The sequence below is a fragment of the Ideonella azotifigens genome (genome assembly GCF_006519715.1).
Classification (GTDB): domain Bacteria; phylum Pseudomonadota; class Gammaproteobacteria; order Burkholderiales; family Burkholderiaceae_C; genus Ideonella; species Ideonella azotifigens.
The window spans coordinates 1-1,714 of the sequence record NZ_VIDT01000939.1 but is presented as its reverse complement, the minus strand read 5'-3'; the positions used below and the strand labels follow the sequence as shown (position 1 = coordinate 1,714).

Genomic DNA, 1,714 nt, shown 5'->3' with positions numbered 1-1,714 from the left:
GAAACTGCCGGTGCTCAACCTCGGCGCACCCGACGACCGGCTGCGCCAGCAGGATTGCCGGCCGCGCCTCTACCACCTGCTGCCGAGCGAGCGCATGCGCGCCGATGCGATTGCGCAGACCCTGGTGTCGCGCAAATGGAACAAGCTGTTGCTGCTGGTCGGCCCGGGCGCGCAGGACCAGCTGCGCGCCGCAACCGCGCAGGCCTCGATCAAGCGCTACGGGTTGCAGGTGGTGGCATCCAAGCCCTTCAAGCTCTCGACCGACCCGCGCGAGCGCGACCTGGCCAACCCGCTGCTGCTGACCGCGGGCAACAACTACGACGCGGTCTGGATCGTCGACAGCGACGGCGAGTTCGCGCGCGGCCTGCCCTACCGCACCGTGCTGCCGCGGCCGGTGGTCGGTGATGCAGGCCTGGTTGCGCTGGCCTGGCATGCGCAGTTCGAGCGCTACGGCGCGCCGCAGGTCTCACGCCGCTTCTTCAAGGCCGCGAAGCGACCGATGACGGACAGCGACTGGGCTGCGTGGATGGGCGGCAAGACGCTGCTCGCGCTCGCGACCTCGACGCCGAAGGGCCCGAATGCAGCGTGGGCGCAGGCGCTCGCGAAGACTAGCGTCGACGGCTCCAAGGGTCTCGCCCTGAGCTTTCGCACGTGGGACGGCCAGCTTCGCCAGCCCCTGCTGCTGACCGATGGCCAGGGTGTGATTGCGCAGGCGCCGATCGAAGGCCTGCTGCACCCGACCGATGTGCTGGACACGCTCGGCGCCGACGCTCCGGAGAAGCTATGCAAAGCGACCCGCTGAAAGCGCCCGCCAATGCCGGAAGCGGGCCGAGCGCCGGGCCGCCCCAAGCCGGCCCGCATCCCCTCGGGGGATCGCCGGACGTACCCGTCCGGCGAGGGGCTGTCATGCATGCGCTTCAGGCGCTGCAGGCCATCGTCATGCGCGAGCTGTTCAAGTTCTCGCGCCAGACCGGGCGGCTGGTGTCGGCGCTGGTGCGGCCGCTGCTGTGGCTTGCGGTGTTCGCGGCGGGCTTTCGCAATGTGTTCGGCGTCGCCATCGTCGAGCCCTACGACACCTACATCCCTTACGACGTCTACATCGTGCCCGGCCTGGTCGGCATGGTGCTGCTGTTCAACGGCATGCAGTCCTCACTGGCGATGGTCTATGACCGCGAGATGGGCCTGATGCGCCTGCTGCTGACGGCGCCGCTGCCGCGCCCGTGGTTGCTGTTCTCGAAGCTGTGCGCGACTGCGCTGCTGTCTGTGCTGCAGGCGCTCGCGTTTGTCATCGTCGCCGCGTTGATCGGCACCGAGCTGCCGCTGTTGTCGCTCGCCGGCCTGAACGCGCTGCTCGCACTCGTCTGCGGCGCGCTGATGCTGGGCGCACTCGGGCTGCTGCTGTCGGTGTACGTGAAGCAGCTCGAAAACTTCGCCGGCACGATGAACTTCGTGATCTTCCCGATGTACTTCCTGTCGACCGCGCTCTACCCGCTGTGGAAGCTGCAGGAGTCGGGCGCCGAGTGGGTCTATCAGCTGGCCCGCTTCAACCCGTTCACGCATGCGGTGGAGTGGGTCCGCTTCGCGCTGTATGGCAAGGACCCGGGCGCGGCACCGTATGTCGTGCTCGGCTGCCTGGTGCTGTTCTTCGTGGTCGCCTGCTGGGGCTACGACCCGCAGCGTGGTTTCGGCGGATTGACCAAGCGCGGTGGAGGCG

Annotated in this window: 2 protein-coding genes; both read left to right on the top strand. The window is 68.4% G+C overall.

Features of this window, described 5'->3' with window-relative positions; translation table 11 throughout:
* Positions 1-802 (top strand): type 1 periplasmic-binding domain-containing protein (locus FKP22_RS29435; protein WP_141291738.1); only part of this gene is annotated, 802 nt, incomplete at its 5' end.
* Positions 803-906: 104 nt separating this feature from the next.
* Positions 907-1,714 (top strand): lanthanide ABC transporter permease protein PedC (pedC, locus tag FKP22_RS29430; protein ID WP_141291736.1); only part of this gene is annotated, 808 nt, incomplete at its 3' end.